24 protein-coding genes are annotated in these 24,124 nt (G+C 68.6%); 8 read left to right on the plus strand and 16 right to left on the minus strand.

Annotation, left to right across the window (positions count from 1 at the left end; genetic code table 11):
* Positions 1–44: 44 nt before the first annotated feature.
* The 8 genes from SPK54_RS00825 to ndk all read right to left on the minus strand — a co-directional run bounded on the left by SPK54_RS00825 (position 45) and on the right by ndk (position 7,373).
* Complete coding sequence (locus SPK54_RS00825) at positions 45–620, minus strand: molybdenum cofactor guanylyltransferase (protein ID WP_330946047.1); 576 nt, start codon at positions 618–620, stop codon at positions 45–47.
* The gene (gene der, locus SPK54_RS00830; protein WP_330946048.1) at positions 620–2,020 is read right to left on the minus strand and encodes a ribosome biogenesis GTPase Der; all 1,401 of its coding nucleotides are present in this window, start codon (positions 2,018–2,020) and stop codon (positions 620–622) included. Before der ends, SPK54_RS00825 begins: the two co-directional genes overlap by 1 nt.
* Before the next feature lie 137 nt (positions 2,021–2,157).
* Entirely contained in the window at positions 2,158–3,336 is a 1,179-nt protein-coding gene (bamB, locus tag SPK54_RS00835; RefSeq protein WP_330946049.1) for an outer membrane protein assembly factor BamB, read from the minus strand.
* Positions 3,336–3,980 (minus strand): tetratricopeptide repeat protein, encoded by a 645-nt coding sequence (locus tag SPK54_RS00840; RefSeq protein ID WP_330946050.1) that lies wholly within the window; start codon positions 3,978–3,980, stop codon positions 3,336–3,338. The genes bamB and SPK54_RS00840 overlap by 1 nt, the downstream gene beginning before the upstream one ends.
* Positions 3,981–4,052: 72 nt before the next feature.
* Positions 4,053–4,880 (minus strand): RodZ domain-containing protein, encoded by an 828-nt coding sequence (locus tag SPK54_RS00845; RefSeq protein ID WP_330946051.1) that lies wholly within the window; start codon positions 4,878–4,880, stop codon positions 4,053–4,055.
* Positions 4,877–5,686 (minus strand): tetratricopeptide repeat protein, encoded by an 810-nt coding sequence (locus SPK54_RS00850; protein WP_330946052.1) that lies wholly within the window; start codon positions 5,684–5,686, stop codon positions 4,877–4,879. Before SPK54_RS00850 ends, SPK54_RS00845 begins: the two co-directional genes overlap by 4 nt.
* Positions 5,676–6,938, minus strand: a complete 1,263-nt coding sequence (gene rlmN / locus SPK54_RS00855) for a 23S rRNA (adenine(2503)-C(2))-methyltransferase RlmN (protein ID WP_330946053.1) — start codon at positions 6,936–6,938, stop codon at positions 5,676–5,678. The genes SPK54_RS00850 and rlmN overlap by 11 nt, the downstream gene beginning before the upstream one ends.
* A gap of 9 nt (positions 6,939–6,947) precedes the next feature.
* Entirely contained in the window at positions 6,948–7,373 is a 426-nt protein-coding gene (ndk, locus tag SPK54_RS00860; RefSeq protein ID WP_330946054.1) for a nucleoside-diphosphate kinase, read from the minus strand.
* 223 nt (positions 7,374–7,596) lie between these two features.
* Here ndk and SPK54_RS00865 point away from each other — a divergent pair, with 223 nt between their 5' ends.
* The 3 genes from SPK54_RS00865 to SPK54_RS00875 all read left to right on the plus strand — a co-directional run bounded on the left by SPK54_RS00865 (position 7,597) and on the right by SPK54_RS00875 (position 11,902).
* A complete protein-coding gene (locus SPK54_RS00865) occupies positions 7,597–8,223 on the plus strand; it encodes a TetR/AcrR family transcriptional regulator (RefSeq protein ID WP_330946055.1) in 627 nt (208 codons plus the stop codon).
* Between the two features lie 21 nt (positions 8,224–8,244).
* Entirely contained in the window at positions 8,245–10,617 is a 2,373-nt protein-coding gene (locus tag SPK54_RS00870) for a 3-hydroxyacyl-CoA dehydrogenase/enoyl-CoA hydratase family protein (RefSeq protein WP_330946056.1), read from the plus strand.
* Between the two features lie 76 nt (positions 10,618–10,693).
* The gene (locus tag SPK54_RS00875) at positions 10,694–11,902 is read left to right on the plus strand and encodes an acetyl-CoA C-acyltransferase (RefSeq protein WP_330946057.1); all 1,209 of its coding nucleotides are present in this window, start codon (positions 10,694–10,696) and stop codon (positions 11,900–11,902) included.
* A 74-nt stretch (positions 11,903–11,976) separates the two neighbouring features.
* Here SPK54_RS00875 and galU read toward each other — a convergent pair whose 3' ends face one another.
* The 8 genes from galU to cmk all read right to left on the minus strand — a co-directional run bounded on the left by galU (position 11,977) and on the right by cmk (position 20,233).
* Complete coding sequence (gene galU / locus SPK54_RS00880; RefSeq protein WP_330946058.1) at positions 11,977–12,870, minus strand: UTP--glucose-1-phosphate uridylyltransferase GalU; 894 nt, start codon at positions 12,868–12,870, stop codon at positions 11,977–11,979.
* Positions 12,871–12,911: 41 nt separating this feature from the next.
* Complete coding sequence (locus SPK54_RS00885) at positions 12,912–14,819, minus strand: nucleoside-diphosphate sugar epimerase/dehydratase (protein ID WP_330946059.1); 1,908 nt, start codon at positions 14,817–14,819, stop codon at positions 12,912–12,914.
* Positions 14,819–15,637, minus strand: coding sequence for a hypothetical protein (locus SPK54_RS00890; RefSeq protein ID WP_330946060.1), 819 nt, complete (start codon positions 15,635–15,637; stop codon positions 14,819–14,821). Before SPK54_RS00890 ends, SPK54_RS00885 begins: the two co-directional genes overlap by 1 nt.
* Positions 15,638–15,791: 154 nt before the next feature.
* Positions 15,792–16,970, minus strand: coding sequence for a lipopolysaccharide assembly protein LapB (gene lapB, locus SPK54_RS00895; RefSeq protein WP_330946061.1), 1,179 nt, complete (start codon positions 16,968–16,970; stop codon positions 15,792–15,794).
* Between the two features lie 2 nt (positions 16,971–16,972).
* Positions 16,973–17,236, minus strand: a complete 264-nt coding sequence (locus SPK54_RS00900; RefSeq protein WP_330946062.1) for a LapA family protein — start codon at positions 17,234–17,236, stop codon at positions 16,973–16,975.
* Positions 17,237–17,307: 71 nt separating this feature from the next.
* On the minus strand, positions 17,308–17,610 hold the full coding sequence (locus SPK54_RS00905) for an integration host factor subunit beta (protein WP_330946204.1): 303 nt from the start codon (positions 17,608–17,610) through the stop codon (positions 17,308–17,310).
* A gap of 78 nt (positions 17,611–17,688) precedes the next feature.
* The gene (gene rpsA, locus SPK54_RS00910; protein ID WP_330946063.1) at positions 17,689–19,389 is read right to left on the minus strand and encodes a 30S ribosomal protein S1; all 1,701 of its coding nucleotides are present in this window, start codon (positions 19,387–19,389) and stop codon (positions 17,689–17,691) included.
* Positions 19,390–19,552: 163 nt separating this feature from the next.
* Positions 19,553–20,233 carry a (d)CMP kinase gene (cmk, locus tag SPK54_RS00915; protein WP_330946064.1) on the minus strand — a complete coding sequence of 227 codons (681 nt, stop codon included), beginning with the start codon at positions 20,231–20,233 and terminating at the stop codon, positions 19,553–19,555.
* 136 nt (positions 20,234–20,369) lie between these two features.
* Between cmk and ykgO the strand changes: the two genes are divergently transcribed.
* The 5 genes from ykgO to SPK54_RS00940 all read left to right on the plus strand — a co-directional run bounded on the left by ykgO (position 20,370) and on the right by SPK54_RS00940 (position 24,118).
* A complete protein-coding gene (gene ykgO, locus SPK54_RS00920; protein WP_010342887.1) occupies positions 20,370–20,495 on the plus strand; it encodes a type B 50S ribosomal protein L36 in 126 nt (41 codons plus the stop codon).
* Between the two features lie 116 nt (positions 20,496–20,611).
* Positions 20,612–20,941 (plus strand): hypothetical protein, encoded by a 330-nt coding sequence (locus tag SPK54_RS00925; protein ID WP_330946065.1) that lies wholly within the window; start codon positions 20,612–20,614, stop codon positions 20,939–20,941.
* 51 nt (positions 20,942–20,992) lie between these two features.
* Positions 20,993–22,024, plus strand: a complete 1,032-nt coding sequence (locus tag SPK54_RS00930) for an agmatine deiminase family protein (protein WP_330946066.1) — start codon at positions 20,993–20,995, stop codon at positions 22,022–22,024.
* Positions 22,024–22,911 (plus strand): carbon-nitrogen hydrolase, encoded by an 888-nt coding sequence (locus SPK54_RS00935; protein WP_330946067.1) that lies wholly within the window; start codon positions 22,024–22,026, stop codon positions 22,909–22,911. Before SPK54_RS00930 ends, SPK54_RS00935 begins: the two co-directional genes overlap by 1 nt.
* A complete protein-coding gene (locus tag SPK54_RS00940; protein WP_330946068.1) occupies positions 22,904–24,118 on the plus strand; it encodes a TraB/GumN family protein in 1,215 nt (404 codons plus the stop codon). Before SPK54_RS00935 ends, SPK54_RS00940 begins: the two co-directional genes overlap by 8 nt.
* The last annotated feature ends 6 nt before the right edge of the window (positions 24,119–24,124 follow it).

Genomic DNA, 24,124 nt, shown 5'->3' on the forward strand with positions numbered 1-24,124 from the left:
GATGGATTATCGCCCGCACGATGCGGCCCGTCGTCGCGGCGCCGTCACGCCGTGGTGCAGCCGGCCGCGAGCAGATCGGCGGGGGTATTGAGATTGCCGAAGCGCAGTCCGTCGAAGGTCACCACCGGCAGCGCCAGCGACGCCTGCAGCGCGCGCACCGAGTATTCGCCGTCAGCCAGCGCCGCCGCCAGCGCGGCGCGCAGCGCCTCCACGCGGTACAGCGCCACCAGCGGCTGCAGGCCGTCGTCGTCGCGCGCCACTGCGCCCTGCCCGCCCGCCTGCGCCAACCTCCGCGGCAGGCCGTCGGCGGCCTCCACCAGATCGACCGGCAGGGTGAGCAGCCACGGCGTGGGGCAGGCAGCCGCCAGCGCGTCCAGCCCCCCGAGCGGACCCAGGTCCGGCTGGCGGTCGGGCACCGCATGCAGCGCAAGGGCCGCGTATCGCGGCAGTTCGCGGTTGGCGCTGACCAGCACCTTGCCGCATTCGCCGGCGAAGCGGTGCGCAAGACGCACCACCTGCGCGCTGCCGCCGCGTTCGATCCAGGCCTTGTCGCGCCCGCCCAGGCGGGTGGCGCGGCCCCCCGCCAGGATGCCCAGGGTGATGTCGCTCGGGGCCAGCATCAGCCGCCGCGCTTGACGTGCCGCATCAGCCGGCGCTTCTTCTCGACCTGGCGCTCGGTCAGCACGTTCTTCTTGCCTTCGTAGGGATTGCTGTTTTCCCGGAACACGAAGCGGATCGGGGTTCCCACCAGCTTGAAGCGCTTGCGGAAGAAATTCTCCAGATAGCGCTGGTAGGTGGAACTCAGCGTCTTCAGGCGGGTGCCGTGGACGACGAACGTCGGCGGCGTATCGCCACCCGGATGGGCGAAGCGCAGCTTGGCGACGTGGCCGCGCACCACCGGCGGCGGGTTGGCGGTGTAGGCCGCCTCGATCGCACGGGTGACGTCCGCGGTGCTGAAGACGTGGGTGGCCGAGGCATGCGCGCGGTGGATGGCCTTGAACAGTTCGCGCAGGCCGGAGCCGTGCAGGGCGGAAATGCGCACGCGCTCCGCCCAATCGACGAAGCTCAGCTTACGCGCGGCCAGCGCCTCGGCCTGCTGGCGTTCGTAATCGGTGCGGCCGTCCCATTTGTTGAGCACGATCACCAGCGCGCGGCCTGCATCCAGCACCGCGCCCAGCACGGTGGCGTCCTGGTCGGTGACACCTTCGCTGGCGTCCAGCATCAGCACCGCCACCTGGCACTGCTCGATCGCCTGCAGGGTCTTGAACGCGGAGAACTTCTCCACCGCCTCTTCCACCCGCGCGCGCCGGCGCAGGCCGGCGGTATCGATCAGGCGGTACTTGCGGCCGTCGCGCTCCAGGTCCACGGCGATGGAGTCGCGGGTGGTGCCGGGCACTTCGGAGGCGATCATCCGCTCTTCGCCCAGGATCCGGTTCACCAGGGTGGACTTGCCCACGTTCGGGCGGCCGACGAAGGCGATGCGGATGCGCTCCGGATCGTCATCGAGGGTCTCGGCGCTACCCGCTTCCGGCAGCAGCGCTGCGGTCCTCGCCAGCAGCTGGTCGATGCCGGTGCGGTGCGCGCTGGAAACCGGCAGCACGTCGGCAATGCCATAGCGCGCGAATTCGGCCTCCGCCGCACGCTGGTCGATGCCATCGGTCTTGTTGATGATCAGCAGCGTGGGCTTGGACAGCTTGCGCAGCCAGCGCAGGATGTCGTCGTCCAGCGCCGAGGCGCCTTCGCGGCCGTCGACCACGAACAGGATCAGGTCCGCCTCTTCGGCGGCGGCGCGCGACTGCTTGGCTGTCGCCCCGGCCAGTCCCTCGTCCTGGCCGGCGATGCCGCCGGTGTCTACCAGCACGAACGGCCTGCCCTCAAGCAGCCGGCAGACGCCGTAGTTGCGGTCGCGGGTCACACCCGGCTCGTCGTGCACCAGCGCATCGCGGGTGCGCGTCAACGCATTGAACAGCGTGGACTTGCCGACATTGGGGCGCCCGACCAGGGCTACGAGGGGAAGCATGGATCAGACCTTTGGCGGCGGATGTCCACCGCATCGTTCGATGGGACCCGGTCAGGGTCCGGGCGAAACAACAGCGGCCCCGGCAGGGTAGCCGGGGCCGCGGAGATGTGCCAGCCGATGCGGGCTGGCGGGGCCGGTCACTGCAGCGCGAACGCGGCCAGCTTGCCGTCCCGGCTCTGCACCAACAGGATGCCGTCGACGACCACAGGCCGGCCGACGATGGCATCGCCCAGCTTGCTGCGCGCGGCGAACGCCCCATCGTTGAGGCGCAGCCAGTGCAGCACGCCGTCGAGATCGCCGACCACCGCGTAATCGCCCTGCACCGCCGGCGCGGAGACATTGCGGTTGCCCAGCCCCGACTGCTGCCAGAGGCTGCCGCCGCTGTTCTTGTCCAGCCCGACCACCATGCCACCCTTGTCGGTCACCACCACCGCCGAGTTGCTGACCGCCACGCCGCGGGCGCCGCCGTGGTCGCTGGTCCACATCACCTGGCCGCTGGGACCGTCGATGGCGACGGTGCGGCCCTTGTAGCTGCTGGCGAACAGGGTGGTGCCTTCCAGCACCGGCGCGGCATCGACGTCGGCCATGCGCTCGAGTTCGGTACGCCCGTCGGCCTCGGCGACCGGGGTAGACCACAGCACGTTGCCGTCGTTCATGTTCAGGGCCGTGAGGGCCCCGTTGTCCCCCCCCACGAACAGGATGCCCGGGCCGAGGGTGATGCCGGCGGTGCCACGCACGGTCAGCGCCGGCGACTCGACGCTGTGGAACCAGCGGCGGGCGCCGGTGCCGGCATCGAACGCGGTGACCCGGCCATCGTTGGAGTGCACGAACACCATGCCGCCGCCGATCGCCGGCGCGGACAGGACTTCGTTGCCGACCTTGGCGGTCCACTTCTCCTGCCCGGTGGCCGCGTCCAGCGCCACCACTTGACCCTCCAGGCCGCCGACCACCACCAGGCCGTCCCCAGCGCCGGGGCCGCCGCTCAGACGCGCCTGCTTGGATTCGTAACGCCAGAGTTGGGCGCCGGAGGAGAGCGCATAGGCGCTCACCCCGCCGTCGACCGCGGCCGCGTAGACGTTGCCATCCATGACCGCCGGCTGCTGGCCGATGCCAAGGAGGTCCTCGCCCTTGCCGACCGTCGTCGACCACAGCTTGTTGACGCTCGCGGAAGGGGTGAAGTCGACCAGCTTGGCGGGCTCGCCGGTCTTGTCCTTGTTGCGGCCGCCGAACAGGTTCTTGACCGAGCTGCAGCCAGAAAGCATCGCCATCGCCATCGCGGCGATAGCCAGAGTGCGCAGGAAACCTCGCTTGTCCATCAACCGTTGCTCCCTGCGTGCGGCGGGGTGCCGCCCGCTTCGATCAGCTTCATCGCGATCAGCCGGTGCTGCGGATCGGCCACGTCGACCAGCGCCAGCGCCTTGCGGTAGGCATCCTGCGCCTTCGCCTTATCGCCCAGCGCGAACTGCGCGTCGCCGCGCACGTCGAGCATCGCCGCATTGCGTTCGTCATCCAGCAGCGCAAGCGCGTCCTTGGCCTTGCCGGCATCGATCAGCAGGCGCGCAAGCCGCTGCCGCACCACCGGCCGCAGGTCGGCGTCGACACTGTCCAGACCGCGCAGGGTCGCGATGGCGTCATCGCGCTTGCCGGCATCGACCTGCGCCTTGGCCAGCTGCAGTGCCGCGAGGGTGGCCAGCGTGGGATTGCCCTTCTCCAGCCCGGCGATCAAGCTCCTGCCCTTGTCCGCCGGGATCCGGCCGGCTTCGAACGCCTCGCTGGCCCGTGCGTAGCCGGTGCTGGCCTGCATGCCGCTCTGCAACTGCTGACCCTGCCACCATTGCCAGCCGGCGATCACTGCCAGGCCAAGCCCGACGCCGCCGATCAGCCCAAGCGCGTTGCTGCGCAGCCAGTTGCGTACTTTCTCGCTCTGTTCGTGCTCGTTGAGCAGTTCGTCAATCGCCATGCTGCCTCTCGCCCGTCGTCCCGACGGGGCGTTGTGTTCTTCTGGATACCGGGAGCCCGCGCGACGAAGCGTTCAGTTCGACGCGACAAGCGAGCCGTCGGAGGATACCTCAAAGCGGGCAACGTTCGCGCGGGCATTGGCCAGCGCGTCGACCGGGCGGCCGCGGCTTTCCAGCACCACTGCGGAGGCATTCCCGATGGTCATGCGACGCACCTGCGACGCGGCATAGCGGCGTTCCGCACCGGCCGGCAACAGCTCCTTGGCCAGCGTGCTGCCGTTGTTGGCGATCACTTCAAGCCAGGTCTTGTCGCTGGTCCGCAGCACGATCTCCGCGCCCGTGGCGGCAGCGACGGCGACTGCAGGTTGCCCGCTGGCGGCCACCGGCGCCATCGAAGCGACCACCGTACGCGGGGTGCGATCGACCTCCCGCTCGACGGGCAGGGCGGCGTCCGCCGGCGCGTCCAGCGCGGCCACGCCCTCGACGGTAGCGGCCAGGTGCTGGCGGGTGGCAACCCACACCGGGATCGCCAGGGAAAGCGTCAGCACGATGTAGACCAGGCGCCGGCCGATCTGTTCGGCCCACCACTGCGCCTTGGGGATATGGGTGCGGCTGACCAGCTTGGTGGGCTCGACCTGGCCGACCGTCAATGCGTCCATCAGCGGTGCCGTGGTGAGGCCCAGCAGGCGCGAATAGCTGCGCACCTGGCCGCGCACGAACACCGGCGCCCCGAGACGTGACCAGTCCTCGTTTTCCAGCGATCGGACCACCCGGGCGGGCATGTGCAGGCGGCCCGCCACATCATCGATGCTCAAGCCAGCTGCCTCCCGCGCGGCGCGCAGACGAGCGCCGCATCCGGCAAGCGCCTCGTGGGTCAGGTCTGGTTGTTGATTCGCGGTCATTGCGTGCGCGGTGCCGTGGTAGGACCCGGAGAGATCGCCTGCAAACGTGAACGATAACGCGAAGCGGCCACGTTGTCGCCTCTTTTTTCCTCGACCTGCATCGCAAGTTGCAACGCGGCCGGCTCATCGGGGGCCACCGCCAGCCAGCGCTCGACGAATGCCCGCGCCTCGAGATACTCGCCCTGGGCGAACGCCATCGCCGCCATTCCCGCCAGCGCTTGCGGATGGGTCGCATCCAGCGCCAGTGCCGCGCGCCAGCTGGCTTCGGCCCGGACCGGCTGCCCGGCCTTGCGGGCGCAATCCCCGGCATTGGCCAGCGCCCGCACCGGCGTCGGATAAGCCGGGTCCGCCATCGCGCGGTCGAACCAGTCCAGCGATTCCGCCGCGCGCCCATTGGCGCAAAGCCAGGCGCCGTAGTTGTTGGCATAGACCCCATTGGCCGGCGCGGCATCCGCCACCGACCGGAACAGAAGCCCTGCCCCGGCAGCGTCGCCACGCGCATCGGCAATCAGGCCAAGCAGCGTATTGGCGTCGCCGGAGCCGGGCTGCGCCTTCAGCGCCTTGCGCGCCTGCTCCTCCGCTTCGTCCAGCTGGCCGCGCTGGAAGAACATCGAGCCCGCCGCAAGCAGCATGGCGGCGTCGCCGGTATCCCGCCCGTGCTTGCCGCTGAAGTCGTAACGCGGCGCGATCTGGGTGTAACCACGATGCTGCGCGCTGGGACGGATGAGGGTCAGCCGCTCCAGTTGGCTGCACCCGGCCAGCAGCAGGCTGCCGAGGATGGCCAGGATCGCGAACTCACGCCGCATCGCCTGCTCCCGCTGCGTGCAGCCGCTTGCGATGCTCGGCCGAGCGGCGCGTGCGGTCCATCACCTGGCCCTTGAGCTGGCCGCAGGCGGCGTCGATGTCGTCGCCGCGGGTGCGCCGCACCGGCGCGATCATGCCGGCGTTGTTGAGGTGCTTCTGGAACGCGCGGATGGCCTCGTCGCTTGGGCGCTGGAAGCCGGTACCCGGGAACGGATTGAACGGAATCAGGTTGATCTTGGCCGCGCCCTTCATCTGCACCCGGCGATCGAAATCGCGCAGCAGGCCGATCAGCGCGCGCGCATGCTCCGGCTGGTCGTTGACGCCCTGCATCAGGGTGTACTCGAAGGTCACGGATTCGCCCTTCTTGCGCAGCGCATAGCGCACGCAGGCGTCCATCAGCTCGGCCAGCGGGTACTTCTTGTTGATCGGCATCAGCCGGGTGCGCAGCTCGTCGAACGGCGCATGCAGCGAGACTGCCAGCGACACGTCGCTCTCCTGCGCCAGCCGGTCGATCTGCGGCACCATGCCGGCGGTCGACAGCGTCACGCGCTTGTTGGCGAGGCCGTAGCCAAGGTCGTCGCGCATGATGCTCATCGCGCGCACGACGTTGTCGAAATTGGCCAGCGGCTCGCCCATGCCCATCATCACCACGTTGGTGAGCCGGCGCTGCTGGTGCGGCACGTTGCCGAGGTGGCGCGCCGCCACCCACACCTGGCCGATGATCTCGGCGGTGGACAGGTTGCGGTTGAAGCCTTGCGTGGCGGTGGAACAGAAGCCGCAGTTGAGCGCGCAGCCCACCTGCGAGGACACGCACAGGGTGCCGCGCCCCTTGTCGGGGATGTAGACCGTCTCGATGGCGTTCTTCGCGTCCATGCCGAGCAGCCACTTGTGGGTGCCGTCGGTGGAGGCCTTGTCGAACACTACCTGCGGCGCGCGCACCACCGCGCGCTCCTCCAGCTTGGCGCGCAGCGCCTTGCCCAGATCGGTCATGTCCGCGAAATCGGTGGCGTAGCGGTGATGGATCCACTTCATCACCTGGTGGGCGCGGAATTTCTTCTCGCCCAGGTCTTCCTCGAAGAAGCGCTCCAGGCGGGCGCGATCGAAGTCGAAGATATTGGTTTTCCCGGCATCGGCAGACGCCGCTGCCGCGGCGACGCGATCCTCCACGCCGGCATTCACCGGCGCGGAGGCAGGCGCAGCCCCGTCGTCGCCCAGCAGGGCGATCTCGATGGCGGGGTTGCGCGCTTCAGTCATGGCGTTCGCTCAGCGCGCGTAGACGTCGGTCGCCGGGAAGAAATAGGCGATCTCGATCGCGGCGTTCTCCAGCGAATCCGAACCGTGCACGGCGTTGGCGTCGATGCTGTCGGCGAAGTCGGCGCGGATGGTGCCGGCGGCCGCTTCCTTCGGGTTGGTGGCGCCCATCAGGTCGCGGTTCTTCAGCACCGCACCCTCGCCTTCCAGCACCTGCACCATCACCGGGCCGGAGATCATGAACTCGACCAGCGCGCCGAAGAACGGACGTTCGCGGTGGACCGCGTAGAAGCCTTCGGCCTCGGCCTTGGACAGCTGCTTCATCTTCGCGGCAACGACCTTCAGGCCTGCCTTTTCGAAGCGGGAATAGATTTCGCCGATGACGTTCTTGGCGACGGCATCGGGCTTGATGATCGAAAGGGTGCGCTCCAGCGCCATGGGAAAGCTCTCCGGTTGGCGGGCGTCCATGCCGGAATCGCCCGAGGATAACAGAAAAACCCGCGTACTGGCGCGGGTTTGGCCGATATGGCTGCGGGGAATTCTACCTGATCGGCCGGCGATTTACGCGCCCGTTTTGCGCCGACCCCGCGACCGCGCGGGCGATTGACGTACGCCAGCGTACGGCGTAGGCTCAAACAAGCGTTTGACTCGAGGGCATCGCATGGGGCTCCAGCACTTCTCGACCAAGGACCGCATCCTCTACGCGGCGGAAGAGCTGTTCGCCCAGCAGGGCTTCGCTTCGACCTCCCTGCGCCAGGTCACCAGCCGCGCGGACGTCAATATCGCGGCGGTCAACTACCACTTCGGCAGCAAGGACAACCTGGTCCACGAGGTGTTCCGCCGGCGCATGGACGTGATGAGCGCCCAGCGCCTCGAAGCACTGGCCAAGGCGGCGGCCGCCGCCCCTGGCGAGCTTGAGCCGATCCTGGCGGCGTTCGTGGAGCCCGCGCTGGCGATGGCCCAGGACCGCCATGGCGGCGGCGCCTTCATCCGGGTGATCGCCCGCGCCTACGCCGAGAGCAACGACAGCCTGCGCAAGTTCCTGTCCGACCAGTACGGCCACGTGCTGCGCGAGTTCGCCAAGGCCATTGGTCCCTGCGTGCCTGCGTTGGGCAAGGAAGACCTGTACTGGCGACTGGACTTCCTGTCCGGCGCCCTGACTTACGCCATGGCCGACTTCGGCCTGATCAAGCGCCCGCCCGGCGTTTCCGAATCCACTCATCGCCAGCGCGCCGCCAAGGCCCTGATCCGTTTCGCCTCGGCCGGCTTCCACGCCGACGCCACCTGAATTTTCAAGGAGATAGGAACTATGTCTCACAAACTGCTCGTACGTCGTGCCGCGGTCCTGGGCGCGGGCGTGATGGGTGCGCAGATCGCCGCCCACCTCACCAATGCAGGCGTCGACACCGTGCTGTTCGACCTCGCCGCCAAGGAAGGTCACCCCGACGGCGTGGTGCTGAAGGCCATTGCCAACCTCGGCAAACTCAGCCCCGCCCCGCTGGCCAGCAAGGCCTTGGCCGAGGCGATCGCGCCCGCCAACTACGACAGCGGCCTGGACCAGCTCAAGGACTGCGACCTGATCATCGAGGCGATCGCCGAACGGATGGACTGGAAGCAGGACCTGTACCGGAAGATCGCGCCGTTCGTGCCGGCGCACGCCGTGCTGGCCTCCAACACGTCCGGCCTGGGCATCAATGCGTTGGCCTCGGTGCTGCCGGAGGAAATGCGCCACCGCTTCTGCGGCGTGCACTTCTTCAACCCGCCGCGCTACATGCACCTGGCCGAGCTGATCCCGGCCAGCACCACCGACGCCGCCGTGCTGGAAGGCCTGGAGACGTTCCTGGTCACCCAGCTCGGCAAGGGCGTGGTGTACGCCAAGGACACCCCGAACTTCATCGGCAACCGCATCGGCGTGTTCTCGATCCTGTCGGTGATCCACCACACCGCCGCGTTCAAGCTCGGCTTCGACGAGGTGGACGCCCTCACCGGTCCGCTGCTGGGCCGGCCGAAGTCGGCTACCTATCGCACCTCGGACGTGGTCGGCCTGGACACAATGGCCCACGTCATCAAGACCATGGCCGACACCCTGCCCAACGACCCGTGGCACGGCTTCTTCCAGTCGCCGGCGTGGCTGTCCGCGCTGATCGGCAAGGGCGCGCTGGGCCAGAAGACCGGCGCCGGCATCTTCCGCAAGGTCGGCAAGGACATCGTCGTCCTCGATCTGGAAAAGCAGGACTACCGCCCCGCAGACCGCTCGGCGGCGCCGGAGGTGGTGGAGATCCTCAAGCTGAAGAACCCGGTGGAGAAGTTCGCCCGGCTGCGCGCCAGCGAGCATCCGCAGGCGCAGTTCCTGTGGGCCTGCTTCCGCGACCTGTTCCATTACAGCGCCTACCACCTGGCCGATATCGCCAATACCGCGCGCGACGTCGACCTGGCCATCCGCTGGGGCTACGGTTGGGCGCAGGGGCCGTTCGAAACCTGGCAGTCGGCCGACTGGCAGCAGGTGGCGGCATGGATCGTCGATGACATCGCCGCCGGCAAGAGCATGAGCACTGCCGCGCTGCCGGCGTGGGTGCTCGATGGCCGCAGCGGCGTGCACGCGGCGGAAGGCAGCTACAGCCCCTCGCGCAATGCGATGCAGCCGCGCTCCGCCCTGCCCGTCTACCAGCGCCAGCGCTTCCCGGATCCGCTGCTGGGCGAGAAGTTCGCGCCCGGCACCACCGTGTTCGAGAACGACGGCCTGCGCATGTGGCACGACGGCGACGACGTGGCCGTGGTCAGCTTCAAGACCAAGATGCACACCGTCTCCGACGCGGTGCTGGATGGCCTGCAGGAAGCGGTGTCGCGCGCCGAGCGGGATTTCGCCGGTATGGTGATCTGGCAGCCGAAGGAGCCGTTCTCCGCCGGCGCCGACCTGGCCGGCGCGCTGGGCGCCCTGCAGGCCGGCAAGCTGGCCGAGTTCGAAGCGATGGTGGCCAACTTCCAGGCCACCAGCCAGCGCATCAAGTATTCGCTGGTGCCGGTGGTGGCCGCGGTGCGCGGGCTTGCGCTGGGCGGCGGCTGCGAGTTCCAGATGCACAGCGCCAGGACCGTGGCGCATCTGGAGAGCTACATCGGCCTGGTCGAAGCCGGCGTCGGCCTGCTGCCGGCGGGCGGCGGGCTGAAGGAGTTCGCGGTGCGCGCCTCGGATGCCGCCGGACCCGGCGGCGACGTGTTCGCCGAGCTGAAGAAGATCTTCGAGACCGTGGCGATGGCCAAGGTGTCGAACTCCGCCGTCAACGCCAAGGAACTGGGCCTGCTGCGCGCCGGCGACAAGGTCGCCTTCAACGCCTTCGAACTGCTGCACATCGCCAGGGCGGAGGCGCGCGGACTGGCCGAGGGCGGCTACCGCCCGCCGCTGCCGGCGCGGCGCATCCAGGTGGCCGGCGACGTCGGCATCGCCACCTTCAAGATGCTGCTGGTCAACATGCTGGAGGGCCGCTTCGTCAGCCCCTACGACTACGAGATCGCCGAACGCATCGCCACCGTGCTGTGCGGCGGCAAGGTCGACCGCGGCGCGCTGGTGGACGAGGAATGGCTGCTCAAGCTGGAGCGCCAGCACTTCGTCGAGCTGGCCCAGCAGGAGAAGACCCAGGCCCGCATCGGCCACATGCTGAAGACCGGCAAGCCGCTGCGGAATTGAGCCCCTCGCCCGCATTCGGCACCTCCTCCCCGCGACGCCGGGGAGAAGGGAAAACCAAATTTCCGGAGTCATTCGAATGAGCAAGCAGATCCAGGACGCCTACATCGTCGCCGCCACCCGCACCCCGGTCGGCAAGGCGCCCAAGGGCATGTTCCGCAACACCCGACCCGACGACATGCTGGCGCACGTGCTGCGCAGCGTGGTGGCGCAGGCGCCGGGCATCGACGTCAACCGCATCGACGACGCCATCATCGGCTGCGCCATGCCGGAAGGCGAGCAAGGCATGAACGTGGCGCGCATCGGCGTGCTGCTGGCCGGCCTGCCCAACACCATCGCCGCGCAGACCATCAACCGCTTCTGCTCCTCCGGCCTGCAGGCCGTGGCGCTGGCTGCGGACCAGATCCGGCTGGGCCATGCCGACCTGATGCTGGCCGGCGGCACCGAGTCGATGAGCATGGTGCCGATGATGGGCCACAAGGTGGCGATGGCGCCGTCGGTGTTCGACAACGACCACGTCAACATCGCCTACGGCATGGGCATCACCGCCGAGAAGGTGGCCGAGGAGTGGAAGATCTCGCGCGAGGCGCAGGACGCCTTCGCGCTGGCCTCGCACCAGAAGGCGCTGGCGGCGCAGGCGGCCGGCGAGTTCAGGCACGAGATCAGCCCCTACGAGATCGTCAGCCACCAGCCGGACCTGGCCGATGGCAGCCGCATCCTGACCCGCAACAAGCTGGCCGAGCACGATGAGGGCCCGCGCCCGGACACCTCACTGGAAGGACTGGCGAAGTTGCGCCCGGTGTTCCGCAACGGCCAGTTCGGCGGCAGCGTGACCGCCGGCAATTCCTCGCAAATGAGCGACGGCGCCGGCGCGGTGCTGCTGGCGTCGGCGCAGGCGATCAAGGACTACGGCCTGACCCCGCTGGCGCGCTTCGTCAGCTTCAGCGTGGCCGGCGTGCGTCCGGAGGTGATGGGCATCGGCCCGATCGCGGCGATCCCGAAGGCGCTCAAGCAGGCGGGCCTGAACCAGGACCAGCTGGACTGGATCGAACTCAACGAGGCTTTCGCCGCGCAGTCGCTGGCGGTGATCAACGACTGCGGGCTGGACCCGGCCAAGGTCAATCCGCTGGGCGGCGCGATCGCGCTGGGCCATCCGCTGGGCGCGACCGGCGCGGTACGCACCGCCACGATTGTCCATGGCCTGCGTCGCCGCCAGCAGAAGTACGGCATGGTGACGATGTGCATCGGCACTGGCATGGGCGCGGCGGGGATTTTCGAGGCGCTCTGACCGCAGTCAGGAAACCAAAGAACGGCGCCGGAAGGCGCCGTTTTCGCATCAACCCGGAACTGGCCGTGCCGGCATCAGGTTTCGACCACGCCCATTTCGCCCAGTGCGTTCTGCATCAGCTCGCGCGCGGCGTCGCTGAGTTTCTCGTTGTCCAGCGCGTAGCGGATGGTGGCCTCGATCAGCCCGATATGGGTACCGCAGTCGAAACGCGTGCCGCGGAAGCGGAACGCATCCACGCGCTCCGCCTCCAGCAGCGCGGCGATCGCGTCAGTCAGCTGGATCTCGCCGCCTGCGCCCTTCTGGGTGGTTTCCAGCAGGTCGAAGATGGCTGGGGTGAGGATGTAACGCCCGACCACGGCAAGGTTGCTGGGCGCCTGCTCCGGGCTGGGCTTCTCCACGATCTCGCAGATGCGGCCGCTCTGGCCGTCGAAGGCGTCGGTGGCCACGATGCCGTAGCTGCCGGTCTGTTCGCGCGGCACGTCCTGCACCGCCACAGCGCTCCCGCCGCTGACTTGGGCGTGGTCGGCCATCTGTTTGAGCGCGGGATCGCCCTTGCTCCAGATCAGATCGTCCGGCAGGAGCACCGCAAAGGGCTCATCGCCGACCACCGGCCGGGCGCACAGCACCGCGTGGCCCAGCCCCAGCGCCTCGGCCTGGGTCACGAACACCGCCCGCACGCCGTCGGGGAGCACGTTGCGGATCAGCGCCAGCTGATCCTGCTTTCCGGACTTTTCCAGCTTCTGCTCCAGCTCGTACGCCTTGTCGAAATAGTCGGCCACCGCGTGCTTGTAGCGGTTGGTGACAAAAATGAGGGTATCGCAACCGGCGGCGATGGCCTCGTCGACGGCGTACTGGATCAGCGGCCGGTCCACGATCGGCAGCATCTCCTTGGGAACGGTCTTGGTGGCGGGAAGGAACCGGGTCCCCAGGCCAGCGACCGGAAACACCGCCTTGCGGATGCGCCGCATTGCATTCGGATTTGGCATCCCCTGATTCTACAGGGCGCGTGTTACCGCGCCTTCGCGCGACGGCCGGGAAATACCACCACGGTGGCAGGCCGGGGGCCGGACGCATCTTCGACCGGGCTGAATTCCGGTACCGCGTCGCGGAGCGCATGCGCCAGCGCCTCGAGGTCGTAGCTGCGCACGCTCGCCCACAGTCGCTCAAGCGCCTGCGCCACCCGCTCCGGCATCACCGCGCGCGGCTCGGCCTGCAGGATCTCGGGATAGATGGTGCTGCTGTAACGCTCGTCGGCATGGAATAGCGTCTCGTGCAGTCGCTCGCCGGGACGCAGACCGATGTACTCGATCGCCACGTCCTTGCCCGGCTGCTTCCCGGCCAGGCGGATCATCTGCTCGGCCAGCACCCTGATCGGCACCGGCTCGCCCATGTCCAGCGTGTACACCGCCTGCTGGGCACCAATCGACGCGGCCTGCAGGATCAGCAGGCAGGCCTCCGGGATGGTCATGAAGTAGCGCGTCACGTCGGGATCGGTGACCGTCACCGGGCCGCCGCGGCGGATCTGTTCGCGGAACAGCGGCACCACGCTGCCCGCAGAGTCCAGCACGTTGCCGAAGCGCACCGTCACCATGCGGGTGGAGCGGGCATCCACCAAGGACTGGCAGGCCATTTCCGCCAGGCGCTTGGTGGCGCCCAGCACGTTCACCGGGTCCACCGCCTTGTCGGTGGATACCAGCACGAACGTGCCGACCCCGGCCTCGCGGCTGGCCATGGCCACTACGTGCGTGGCCAGCGCGTTGTTGCGTACCGCTTCGCGCAGCTGGCCCTGCAGCAGCGGTACCTGCTTGTAGGCGGCGGCATGGAAGACGGACTCGGGTTCCACCAGCTTCAGCGCATGGCGGATGACCGCCTCGTCGCCGCAGTCGCCCAGCACGGGCACGCAATCGATGCCCGGGAAGTCGCGACGCAATTCCGCAGCGATGGTCATCAGCGCCAGCTCGTCGATCTCGACCAACGCGATGCGCTTTGCGCCGTGGCGGGCGCACTGGCGGCACAGCTCCGAGCCGATCGATCCGCCCGCTCCCGTCACCAGCACCGAACGCCCGCCCAGCCAACCGCGGATCGCCTTCCAGTCGGGGCTTCGCGCCTGCCGGCCTAGCAGGTCTTCGATCGCCACTTCCTTCAGCTGTCCCGGCAGTGAGCGGCCTTGCATGACATCGGCGAGCCGGGGCACCGTGCGGAAAGGCAGATGGCTCTCCTCGCACAGCGCGATCACCCGCCGCATCACCGTGGCATCCACCGAGGGCATTGCGACCACCAGCAGCTGCGCCCCGGTTTCGCGGGCGATCCGCGCCACCTCTGGAATCCGGCCCAGCACCGGCAAGCCCTGCAAGCGGGTGCCGCGCAGCGATGCCGCATCGTCGAGGAAACCGATCGGGTCGTACTGCCCCAGCCTGCGCAGATCGCGCACCAGCGCTTCGCCAGCCTGGCCCGCGCCGAGGATCAGCACCCGCTCCGCGCCCTCGACGGCCTGCTGCAGACTGTGGTCTTTCCAAGCCCTGAAAATAAGCCGCGGCGCGCCCAACAGCACCGTCAGCACGAATGGATACAGCAGCAGCGCGGCGCGCGAAACCAGGTCCAGCCTGCTGTAGAAGAACAGCCCCACAACCACCGCAAGCAGCCCAAGCAAGCTGGCCTTGAAGATATTGAGCAGGTCAGGAACGCTGGCGAAACGCCAGAGCCCCCTGTATAACCCCACCCGCCAGGACACCAGGCCCTGGGCGACCAGCACGATGACAACGGTGTTGGAAAACGGCGCAAGATCGAGCGGCGTCGGCTGCAGCGCGTAGCGCAGATAGTGCAGCCCCTGCCAGCAGATCCACACCATCGCAAGATCGTGCCCCACCACCGCCATGCGCGGCAGCCGGTGCCTGAGGCGATCCTTCCATGCGCTCATCAAACGATTCCTTCGCTTCCGTTTCCTAGCCTGCGTTGCAGGCGGAGCCATGCGGCCATCGACAGTCCGAAAAAAGCTGCGGCGCCGACCCAGGCCCGGTCTGCCGGTACCCGGAGGAGCCCTAGCATGATCCCGATCGCCAGCGCCGTCCATCCCGCATAGCCAAGCGTAACCCGCGGATGGCCGAGGTGGCGCGCAAGGCGCTGGTAAAGATGCTGTACGTGCGGCTGCCACCACGGTTCCCGACGGGCCACCCGGCGGGCCAGGGTCAACCCCGCATCGACCAGGCAGATGGACAAAGGCAGCAGCAGGACCGGCCAGGCGGCGAGGGGGCGGCTGGAAAGCCCGATGACGACCAGCGCCGCCAGCAGATAGCCCAGCGCCCCGCTGCCGACATCGCCGAGGAAGATCCGCGCCTTCGGGAAGTTGAACGGCAGGAAACCGGCGCAAGCGGCGGCCACGGCCAACGCCAGCAGCCGGCCCGCGCCGTCCAGCGCCCAGCCGAGCGCCAGCGCCGCCAGCAGCGCCTGACTGGTGGCCAGGCCATCGATGCCATCGATGAAGTTCCAGACGTTCACCAGCACCGGCACCAGGAGCAGCGCGACCAGCGCCGCGCCCATCGGCGCCCCCGCGTGCAGCGTACCCGCAGCCAGACAGGCGCCGGCCGCGGCGTGCGCAAGCAGACGCGGCCAGGCCGGCAACGGACGATGGTCATCCCACCAGCCGGCGCCGGCGACCAGCATCAGGCCAAGCGCCACCCACGCCCATCCGCCGTCATTGACCCAGGCCAGCCAGACGGCAGCGCCCAGCGCCGCCACGGCGATGCCGATCCCGCCGCCGCGCGGCGTGGGCAGGTCGTGGCTGCGGCGTTCGCCGGGCAGGTCAACCAGGCCGCGGCGACGCGCATGCGCGCGCGCCCAGGCGGTGGCGCAACAGGAAACCGCGAAAGCCGCGGCGGACAGCAGCGCCGGCTCAGACCACCGCATAGTTCAGCAGCGGCTTGACCGTCCCCCACTCCTTGCAACTGGGGCACTGCCAGTGGTGGCTGCGCGCGCCGAAACCACAGCGGTTGCAGCGATAGCTGGGGTTGCGCACCAGCAGTTGGTCGGTCACCAGCTTGAGGTCCTGCAGGGTCGCCTCGGCATCAGCCCGGTCGGCGAGGCTGAGGTCGATCAGTGCAGCCTCGCCGCGCACCGAGGGCCGGTCCTTGAGCTGCTCGGCCAGGAAGCGGCGGGCGGCGCTCACGCCCTCCTCCGCCTCGACCATGCGGGTCAGCGCCAGCACCGGCGCGATCCCCCGGTAGTGCTCGCACATCTCGCTCAGGAAGGCGCGCGCGCCGGTCCTGTCGCCTGCCCGGGTGTAGTTCTCCAGCAACATTGGCAGGATCACCGGCAGGTACTCCGGATCATGCCGCGCGGCCCGCTCCAGCGCACGGATCGCGCCCTGCGGATTGCCGGCCTCCGCCTCGATGCGGCCCTCGGCGATCCCTGCGCGCACCGAGGTCGGATCGGCGGCGTAGGCACGCGCCAGCGCCGCGCGCGCCGCCTCGATCTCGCCGTTCGCGCGATGGCGATCGGCCAGCTCGCATTCGAACTGCCCGATCAGCCTGCCCATCGGCTCGCCCGAAACCTCTTCGAAACGGGTCGCATTGCCGATCGCTTTTTCCCAGTCGCGCTCGGACTGGTAGATGCCGATCAGGTGCCTGAGCGCCTGCGGCGCCCGCTGGTCGAGCTGGGCAAGGTCGTTGAACACGGTCTCGGCCCGGTCCAGCAGCCCGGCGCGCATGTAATCCTCGCCCAGCGCCGACAGCGCCTGGATCTTCTGCAGGTCGCTCAGGTCAGGCCGCTGTGCGAGCGCCTGGTGCAGGCGGATCGCCCGGTCGACCTCGCCACGCCTGCGGAACAGGTGACCCAGCGCGACCTGCGTTTCGAAAGTATCCCGGTCCAGTTCCGCGACGTGCAGGAACAGTTCGATCGCCTTGTCCGGCTGCTCGTTGAGCAGGTAGTTCAGGCCGCGGAAATAGGTGGTCGACAGTTTGCTGACCTGGTTGCCGCTGTGCTGCTCGCCGCCACGGCGGCCGACCACCCAGCCCAGCAGCGCGGCCAGCGGCACGAAGATGACGAACCACATCCACTGGTTGAGAAAATCCACGATCAGCTCCCTGATTGCGTTGCCGGCAGGCGCGCGACTTCCTCGCGGCGCAAGCGCTGGCGCAACGGCGCCACCACGCCGACCGCCACCAGCAGCCCGCCTGCCACCACGCCCAGCAGGATTGCCACCAGGACGCCCAGCCCCAGGCTGGTGTGCAGCGTGGCGAAGCCGAGGTCCAGCGCGATCTGCTGGGGATTGAGTGCGCCGACGACTCCGCCTGCCAGCAGGCAGGCAACGGCGGCAACAAATCGAACGAATGACGCCACGGTCTGGAATCCGGTTGCGGCAACCCCGCAAGCTTAACGGACTGGACCGCTGATCCGCGTCCCGTACCGCGTCAGTCCTGGACAGGCAGCGGCAACACGCCGGTGACCCGCTCGCGCAGTTCCTTGCCCGGCTTGAAGTGCGGCACATGCTTGCCCGGCAGGGCGACGGCATCGCCGGTCTTCGGATTGCGGCCGGTGCGTGGCGGCCGGTAATGCAACGAAAAACTGCCGAATCCGCGGATCTCGATCCGCTCTCCGGCGGCCAGCGCCCCACCCATCATCTGCAGCAGCGTCTTCACCGCCATGTCGACGTCGTCGGCTTTCAGGTGCGGCTGGCGGCGTGCGAGCAGTTCGATGAGTTCGGACTTGGTCATTTGCAAAGATGGTTCGGACGCCGAGAAAACGGCGGCCCGGCCGAAGCCGGGCCGCCGCATGTCAACCGGCCGGATGGATCAGTCGGCCTTGCTGTTCAACTGCTCGCGCAGCAGCGCGCCCAGCTTGGTGGTGCCGCTGGCGGCGTCCGCGTGGGCCTTGTTGTACTCGGCCAGCGCTTCGGCGGTCTCGGCGGCGTCCTTGTCCTTGATCGACAGCTGCAGGCTGCGGCCCTTGCGGTCCATGCCAACGAACTTGGCCTCGACTTCCTGGCCGACCTTCAGCGCCTGGCTGGCGTCTTCGGTGCGCTCGTGGCTGATGTCGCGCACGGACACGTAGCCTTCCACGCCCTCGCCCAGGTCGATGACCGCGCCCTTGGCGTCGACTTCCTTGACGGTGCCCTTGACCTTGGTGCCCTTCGGATTGGCCGCCATGAACTGGCCCAGCGGGTCCTGTTCCATCTGCTTGACGCCCAGCGAGATGCGCTCGCGCTCCGGGTCCACCGCCAGCACCACTGCCTCGAGCGTGTCGCCCTTCTTGTAGTTGCGCGCGATGTCTTCGCCGGTGGAGTTCCAGCTGATGTCGGACAGGTGGATCAGGCCGTCGATGCCGCCGTCCAGGCCGATGAAGATGCCGAAGTCGGTGATCGACTTGATCTGGCCGGACACCTTGTCGCCCTTCTTGTGGATGGCGGCGAAGGTTTCCCACGGATTGCTGGTGACCTGCTTGATGCCCAGCGAGATGCGGCGACGCTCCTCGTCCACGTCCAGCACCATGACCTCGAGTTCGTCGCCGACCTGCACCACCTTGGCCGGGTTGACGTTCTTGTTGGTCCAGTCCATTTCGGAGACGTGCACCAGGCCTTCGACGCCCGGCTCGATCTCGACGAACGCGCCGTAATCGGTGACGTTGGAGACCTTGCCGAACACGCGGCAGTTGGCCGGGTAGCGGCGGGCGATGTTGTCCCACGGATCCTCGCCCAGCTGCTTCAGGCCCAGCGACACGCGGTTGCGCTCGCGGTCGTACTTGAGCACGCGGACGTCCAGCTCCTGGCCGACTTCCACCACCTCGGACGGATGACGCACGCGCTTCCAGGCCATGTCGGTGATGTGCAGCAGGCCGTCGATGCCGCCGAGGTCCACGAACGCGCCGTAATCGGTCAGGTTCTTGACCACGCCCTTCAGCACGGCGCCCTCGACCAGCTTCTCCAGCAGCTGCTCGCGCTCTTCCGAATGCTCGGTCTCGACCACCGCGCGGCGGGAGACGACCACGTTGTTGCGCTTGCGGTCGAGCTTGATGAGCTTGAACTCCAGCTCCTTGCCTTCCAGGTAGACCGGGTCGCGGACCGGGCGCACGTCGACCAGCGAGCCCGGCAGGAAGGCGCGGACGTCCTTGATGTCGACGGTGAAGCCGCCCTTCACCTTGCCGCTGATGCGGCCGACGATGGTGGCGTTCGCCTCGAGCGCTTCTTCCAGCTCGTCCCACACCATCGCGCGCTTGGCCTTCTCGCGCGACAGCACGGTTTCGCCAAAACCATTCTCGAGCGAGTCGAGGGCGACCTTGACTTCATCGCCGATGCCGACGTCGATCTCGCCGGCGTCGTTGCGGAACTGTTCGATCGGGACGATGCCCTCGGACTTCAGGCCGGCATTGATGACCACGACGTCGTTGCGGACGTCGACCACGATGCCCTTGACGATGGCGCCGGGCTTGATCTTGGCCCAATTGGCCTGGCTGGCTTCGAACAGTTCGGCGAAGGATTCGGTAGCTACGGAGTTCATGAAAAATCTCGGGTGGATACACAGGCGGCCCACAGCAACGGGGCGGCCCACCTTGGGTTGGTTGGCGTTCGCGCAGGAGGCGCTTGGCCATGTGTGGACGGAGGAAAACCGCAGGCACGCAGGTGCCCGCGGAACTGTATCTGCAACGCTGGAGCCGGCGCCGTCAGGCCGTGGGGCGGATGACGACGTCCAATACCCGGGCGACCACCGCATCGATGGGCAGGCCGGTGGTGTCGATGAGGACGGCATCGGTTGCCGGACGCAGCGGCGCCACCGCGCGACTGGCATCGCGGGCATCGCGGGCGAGGATCTCGCGCAGCAGACCGTCGATTGTGACCGAAACCCCTTTGTCTTTCAACTGCTTATAGCGCCTCTCCGCGCGTTCCTCGGCGCTGGCGGTCAAAAACACCTTGTGGGCGGCGTCGGGGAAGATCACCGTCCCCATGTCGCGGCCATCGGCCACCAGCCCCGGCGGTTGCCGGAACGCGCGCTGGCGCTCCTTCAGCGCCGAGCGGACCTCGGGGATGGCGGCGATGGCGGAGGCGGCGGCGCCCGCCGTTTCGGTGCGCAGCTCCAGGGTGGCGTCGACCCCGTTGACGATCACCCGCGGCTCGCCGTCGCCGGCATCGCGGAAGCCGACCTCGGTGTCGAAGGTGCAGCGCACCAGCGCGGAAGCGTCGGAGAGGTCGATGTCCGACCAGCCCGCGGCGATTCCCACGGCGCGGTACAGCGCGCCGGAATCAAGGTAGTGCCAGCCGAGCCGGGTGGCCACGAGGCGGCTGATGGTGCCCTTGCCGGAGCCGGACGGGCCATCGATCGTGAGAACGGGGACGGAGGAATTCATGGCCGGCATTATGGAACCAAGCCGCCGGCACCGCAGGGTGCGCGAAGGAAACATCCCAACCTGTTGAAAAGGAAGCCGAATACCCGTTAGAATGCGCGGCTTCGTTTCATTCCATTCCATTTGCCGAGGTTTCATCATGAAGGTCCTGTCCTCCCTGAAGTCGGCGAAGGCCCGTCACCGCGACTGCAAGGTGGTTCGCCGTCGTGGCAAGGTCTTCGTGATCTGCAAGTCCAACCCGCGTTTCAAGGCGCGCCAGCGCTGAGACCGGCGTGAAGGCGCCGCGCCTTGCGCGCGGTTCCGACTCCGCGAAGGCCGCCGCAAGGCGGCCTTTTGCGTATCGGCGATAGAATCCCGTCTCCACTTCCCGGGAGTCCCGCCATGGACCGCACGATCCGCAGCCTCCTCCTCGCCTTCTGCGTCGCCGTTTCGGGCACCGCCAGTGCCGGCGACACCCTGCTGATCCAGCGCGTGCAGGAAGAGCCCGGCAACCTGCCCGCGCGCGGCTTGCGCATGGCCGACGTGGAAGCCCGGTACGGCGCCCCGGCCGAGCGGCTGGACCGCCGCGGCGGCCAGAAGCGCGCATGGCCGGCGATCGACCGCTGGGTCTACCCCGCCTTCACCGTCTATTTCGAACAGGGCCGGGTGATCGACGCGGTGGCCAACAAGGCCGGCGCGGACGAGATCGGCCCCAAGCCGGCCGCCCGCTGACGCAATCCCCCTCCATCCCGCGCCCCGGCGCCGGACTTCCACGCAGACCCCATGACCGAAAATTCCGTGCGCTTCCCCGCCGAGTGGGAACCCCAATCGGCGATCCTGATCGCGTGGCCGCACGCCGGCACCGACTGGGCCGACCGCCTCGGCGAGGTCGAAGAGAGCTACATCGCCCTGGTCCAGGCCATCACCCGCTTCCAGCCGGTGCTGATCTGCGTGGCCGACGACGACATCGAGACCTACGCGGAGATGCGCCTGCGCTCGAACCGGGTCGACATGGCCCGCGTCCGCTTCGTCACCGTGGCCTACGACGACACCTGGCTGCGCGACTCCGGGCCGATCACGCTGCGCGATGGCCCGGGCCTGCGCCTGCTGGACTTCCGCTTCACCGCCTGGGGCGGCAAGTTCGAAGCCGGCCTTGACGACCTGCTGGTGGAGCGCCTGTCCGCGCAAGGGGTGTTCGGCGATGCCGCGCGCCAGCGCATCGATTTCGCGCTGGAAGGCGGCGGCATCGAGACCGATGGCGCCGGCACCCTGCTGACCACCTGGCGCTGCCTGCACGAGCGCCATCCCGACGCGACCCGCGAGCAGCTGTCCGCGCAGCTCGCGAAGTGGCTGCAGCAGGACCGCGTGCTGTGGCTGGACCACGGCGCACTGGAGGGCGACGATACCGACGCCCACATCGACACCCTCGCCCGCTTCGCGCCCGGCGACGCCATCGTGTTCCAGGCCTGCGACGACAGCACCGATGCGCACTACGCCGACCTCAAGGCGATGGCCGACGAGATCGCCGCGCTGCGCACCCGCGACGGCAAGCCGTACCGGCTGTTCCCGTTGCCGTGGGCCCGGCCCGTGATCGACGACGGCCGCCGGCTGGCGGCGAGCTACGCCAACTTCCTGATCGTCAACGGTGCGGTGTTGATGCCGGCTTACGGCGACGTCGCCGACAATGCGGCCGCGGCGGTGCTGGCGCAGGCGTTCCCCGGCCGCGAGATCGTGCAGGTGCCCTGCCGCCCGCTGATCTGGCAGAACGGCAGCCTGCACTGCATCACCATGCAATTGCCGGAGGGTCTGGTCTGATGTCCAGGTACAGCAAGCTTCCCGTCGCGCTCGTGCAGGAGCGCAACCATGGCGACGCCGAGGCCAACCTCGCGGTCATCGAATCTCGCGTGGCCGAGGCGGCGAAGTCCGGCGCGAAACTCGTCCTGCTGCAGGAACTGCACAACGGTGCTTACTTCTGCCAGCACGAAGCGGTCTGCGAATTCGACCTGGCCGAACCCATCCCCGGCCCTTCCACCGCACGCCTGTCGGCGCTGGCGAAACAGCACGGCGTGGTGCTGGTCAGCTCGCTGTTCGAGAAGCGCGCCACCGGGCTGTACCACAACACCGCGGTAGTGTTCGACGCCGACGGCAGCACCGCGGGCAGGTACCGCAAGATGCACATCCCGGACGACCCGGGCTTCTACGAGAAGTTCTACTTCACCCCGGGCGACCTCGGTTTCAATCCCATCGACACCAGCGTCGGCCGCCTCGGCGTGCTGGTGTGCTGGGACCAGTGGTATCCGGAAGGCGCGCGGCTGATGGCGCTGGCCGGCGCCGAGCTGCTGCTGTATCCCACCGCGATCGGCTGGGACCCGGACGATGCGCATGACGAGAAGACCCGCCAGCGCGATGCCTGGGTGCTGAGCCACCGCGGCCACGCCGTCGCCAACGGGCTGCCGGTGCTGTCGTGCAACCGCGTCGGCCACGAGCCTTCGCCGCTGGGCGCTTCGGGGATCGATTTCTGGGGCAACAGCCACGTGCTGGGGCCGCAGGGCGAATTCATCGCCGAAGCAGGCACCTCGCCCACCCTGCTACTGGCCGAGGTGGACATGCAGCGCAGCGAACACGTGCGCCGCATCTGGCCGTTCCTGCGCGACCGCCGCATCGACGCCTACGGCGATCTGGTCAAGCGCTACCGTGACTGAGGCCCCCGTGCACGATGCCGTCGGCTACGCCGGCCAGCCCGTCATCGAAATCGAGCGCGACGGCGTCCACTACACCCTGCTGGGCACCGCGCACGTGTCCAAGGCCAGCATCGAGGCGGTCAACGCCGCCATCGACAGCGGCCGCTTCGATGCGGTGGCGGTGGAGCTGGACGAACAGCGCCACAAGGCGCTGACCCAGCCCGACGCGCTGGCGCAGCTGGACCTGGTGAAGGTCATCCGCGAGAAGAAGGTGGCGCCGTTCGCCGCCAACCTCGCGCTGGCCGCCTACCAGCGCCGGCTGGCCGAGCAGCTGGGCATCGAGCCCGGCGCGGAGCTGAAGGCTGCGGCGACCGAGGCGGTGGCGCGCGGACTGTCGATGCAGCTGATCGACCGCGACGTCGGCATCACCTTCCGTCGCATCCTGCAGGGCCTGAGCTGGTGGGACCGCGCCAAGCTGATCGGCAGCGTGGCCGGCGGCCTGTTCGACCGCGAGGATGTGTCCGAAGCCGACATCGAGCGGTTGAAGGAAGGCGACATGTTGGAGTCCAGCTTCGGCGAGTTCGCCCGGGAAACGCCGACGCTGTACGCCACCCTGATCGACGAGCGCGACCGCTACATGGCGGCGAAGCTGCGAGAACGCGACGACGGCGCGAAGCACGTCCTCGCCGTGGTCGGGGCGGGCCACCTCAAGGGCATGGCGAAGTACCTCGCCGAAGAGCAGCGCGCCCCGCAGGCGCTGACCGCGGAGCTGCTGCAGGTCCGGCAGAAGCGCAACATCCCATGGATCACCCTCACCCTGATGGTGCTGATCTGCGGCGGCATCGCATGGGGCTATTTCCACGGTGGCCGCGACCTGGGCCGCGACCTGCTGTTGCAATGGGTGGCGTGGACCGGCGGGCTGGCGGCGCTGGGCGCGCTGCTGGCGCGCGGGCACGTGCTGAGCGTCCTGGCCGCCGCCATCGCCGCACCGCTGAAGCCCTTCCGCCCCGGCCTGCCCCCAGGCATGTTCAGCGCACTGGCGGAAGTGCATCTGCGCAAGCCGGCCTACCCCGACTTCCTCGCCCTGCGCGACGATGCGCAGACGCTGGCGGGCTGGTACCGCAACCGGGTGTGCCGGGTGGTGCTGGTGTTCCTGCTGAGCAACATCGGCAGCGCGGTGGGGGTGTGGATCTCCGGCGCCAGCATCCTCGGCCGCCTGCTCCACTAGCCCGCC

This window comes from Thermomonas sp. LB-4 (assembly GCF_036409385.1).
In the GTDB taxonomy this organism is placed as follows: Bacteria; Pseudomonadota; Gammaproteobacteria; order Xanthomonadales; family Xanthomonadaceae; genus Thermomonas.